This is a genomic window from Streptosporangium fragile (assembly GCF_039534445.1).
In the GTDB taxonomy this organism is placed as follows: Bacteria; Actinomycetota; Actinomycetes; order Streptosporangiales; family Streptosporangiaceae; genus Streptosporangium; species Streptosporangium fragile.
Window position 1 is genome coordinate 1158 of sequence record NZ_BAAAVI010000150.1, and the last position, 2855, is coordinate 4012.

Sequence of the window (2855 nt, forward strand, 5' to 3'; positions counted from 1 at the left end):
GTTGCGGGCCGGTCTGACGGCGGGGCTGCGGGATGCGGCGCGCTGGACGGTGCGCCGCCTGGCCGGGGAGCACCGGCCCTCACCGGGGCTGTACTTCGGCCGGGCCGGCATCGCCTGGGCCCTGTACGAGGCCGGCCGCGCCCTGGACGACGCGGCCTTGCGCGACGCGGGCGTCGAGCTGGCCCTGGGCCTGCCGACGAGCTGGCCCAACCCGGACATCTGCCACGGCCTGGCCGGCACCGGCCTGGCCCTGCTGCACCTGTGGCACGCCACCGGCGATGCCCGGTTCCGCGACCGGGCCGGGGCGTGCGCCGATGAGTTGCTCACGACCGCCCACCGCACCGGCGAGGCGGTGCACTGGCCCATCCCCACCGGCTTCGACTCGGTGCTGGCCGGTCTGACGCACTACGGGTTCGCCCACGGGGTGGCCGGGATCGGCGCCTACCTGCTGGCCGCGGGTACCGCGCTGGACCGCGAGGACTGCCGGCAGATGGCGCTGGCCGCCGGGCAGACCCTGCTGGCCGCGGCCGAATACCGCGACGGCGCCGCCTGGTGGCCCGAGGGCCCGGACCGCGCCGGCCTGAAGCTGCACTGGTGCAGCGGCTCCTCCGGGGTGGGCACGTTCCTGGTCCGCCTGTATGCGGCCACCGGCGATGCCCGCTTCCGCGCGGCCGCCCAGGCCGCCGCCCTCGCCGTGCACGCCCACCGGCTCGGCTCGGGCACCGCCGCCTGCCACGGCCTGGCCGGCGACGGGCAGTTCCTGCTGGATATGGCCGACCTGCTGGGCGAGCCGGCCTACCGGGCGCAGGCCGGGGACCTGGCCGCCCTGCTGTGGGCACGCGCGACGCTGCGCGACGGGCTGCTGGTGGTACCGGACGAGAACGGCACCGAGACCGGCGTCGGCTGGAACACCGGCCTGGCGGGCGTGCTGGACTTCCTGCACCGGCTGCGCCACGGCGGTCCCCGCCCGTGGATGGCCGACCCACGCGCCGGTGATCATGCGGTCGTGCCGGCCGTCGAAGGGACGCAGCCGCGCGCCGGTGATCATGCGGTCGTGCCGGCCGTCGAAGGGACGCAGCCGCGCGCCGGTGATCATGCGGTCGTGCCGGCCGCCGGGGCGGCGCGATGAGCCCCGCCACCGCCCCGGGCGCGGTGAGCCCGCGCCCGGCCACCCGGGCCGCCGGACACCCCGGGCTCGCCCGGCGGATCAACTTCTGCTTCTCCGGGCGCGGCCGATACGCCGCCTGCCTGACCGGCCACGGCACCCACCGCCTCATCCCGCAGGTGTGGGACCTCACCGGCGCCGCCCCCCGGCCCCGGCTGCGGCCCACCCGCGCCGGGGAGAACCCATGGACGCTGGCCCTGCCCACCGACGACGGCCGCCTGCTGCTGCTGCGCCGCCTGGACGGATACACCCACCACCTGCTCGTGGCCGTCCCCGGACCGGACGAAAACGGCGCCCGGGCCGTGGCGGAGCACCGGCTGGCCGCGGTCCGCGGCGGCCGGCTGACCATCGCCGCCGGCCCGGCACCGGGCACGGCCGCGGTGGCCTTCGCCACCGGCACCGACCAGGTGACCACGGTCTGGCGCGTGTCCGGGCGGGTCGAGCCGCCCGTGACCGCCGCCGAGCTGCCCGGCCCGGTCACCGGCCGGATCTGGCTGGATGAGAGCGGCGACCGGCTGGCCCTGACCGGCAAGGACCCGCAGGCCACCCCCCTGGTTTTGGACCTGGCCCGCGGCACCACCACCCCGTTGCGCGGGCCGGCAGACGGCGAACACCTGCTGGCCGCCGCCCCCCGCACCGGGACGCTGCTCATCGCCGCCAGGCGCGACGGCGCCTGGCGGCTCGGCATCCGCCACCGCGACGACGACGACGGGCCCACCGTCTTCCCCGAGGGGTTGAACGCGATCGAGGGCACCGTGGCACCGCTGGCGCTGGATCCGGCCGGGGCGCACCTGGCCCTGGCGGTCACCCGCGGCGCCCGCTCCCACCTGCTGCTGCACGATCTCGTGGCCGACACCACCGCCGAGCTCGACCTGCCGCCCGGGACGCTGTATCCGACCGCGCACTGGACCGAAGCCGGCCTGCACCTGGTGCACACCACCCCCGAGCACCCACCGGGCGTGATCACTCTGGCCGGGCCGGTCCGGCCGGGTATTTCCCCCGCCCCGGCCCACTCTTCGGCCCGGTGGGCACCCGCGCACGTGCACACCTACGACGGCCCGGCCGGGCCCATCGAGGCGGTCGTCTACGGCGACCCGGCCACCGCCGCCCGGGTGGTGCTGGCGTTGCACGGCGGCCCCGAGGCCGCCTGGCAACTCGGCTTCGACCCGCTGTTTCAGCGCCTGGCCGCGGCCGGCACCGCCGTGGTCGCGCCCAACCAGCGCGGCAGCACCGGCTACGGCGCGGCCCACCGCGACGCCATCCACGGCGCCTGGGGCGGCCCGGACCTGGCCGACGTGCTGCACCTGGGCCGCACCCTGGCCGGCCAGCGCGGGCCCGGCCGCGCCCGCCCGGCGCTGTACGGGATCAGCTACGGCGCCTACCTGGCGCTGCTGGCCGCCGCCGCGCAGCCCGGCCGGTGGGAACGCGCCGCGGTCGTGGCCCCGTTCCTGTCCGGGCGGGCCCTGTACGCCGACGGCCCGGCCCCGGTGCGCACCCTGATCGACCGGGTCGGCGGGCGCGCGGACATCCACGACGCGCTCGGCCCGCGGGATCTGCTGGCCCTGGCGCCCCGGCTGCGGCTGCCGCTGCTGATCGTGCACGGCGAACACGACTCGATCATCCCGGTCGCGCATTCCCGGCGGCTGCGCGACCGGCTGCGCGCGACCGGGCACCGCGACGGCGGCGCCGG

2 protein-coding genes are annotated in these 2855 nt (G+C 78.0%); both read left to right on the forward strand.

Annotated elements, in window-relative coordinates; all coding sequences use genetic code 11:
• On the forward strand, positions 1-1129 hold a 1129-nt coding region (locus ABD841_RS40230), incomplete at its 5' end, for a lanthionine synthetase LanC family protein (RefSeq protein ID WP_344982321.1).
• Positions 1126-2855 (forward strand): alpha/beta hydrolase family protein (locus ABD841_RS40235; protein WP_344982322.1); only part of this gene is annotated, 1730 nt, incomplete at its 3' end. The genes ABD841_RS40230 and ABD841_RS40235, both read left to right, overlap by 4 nt.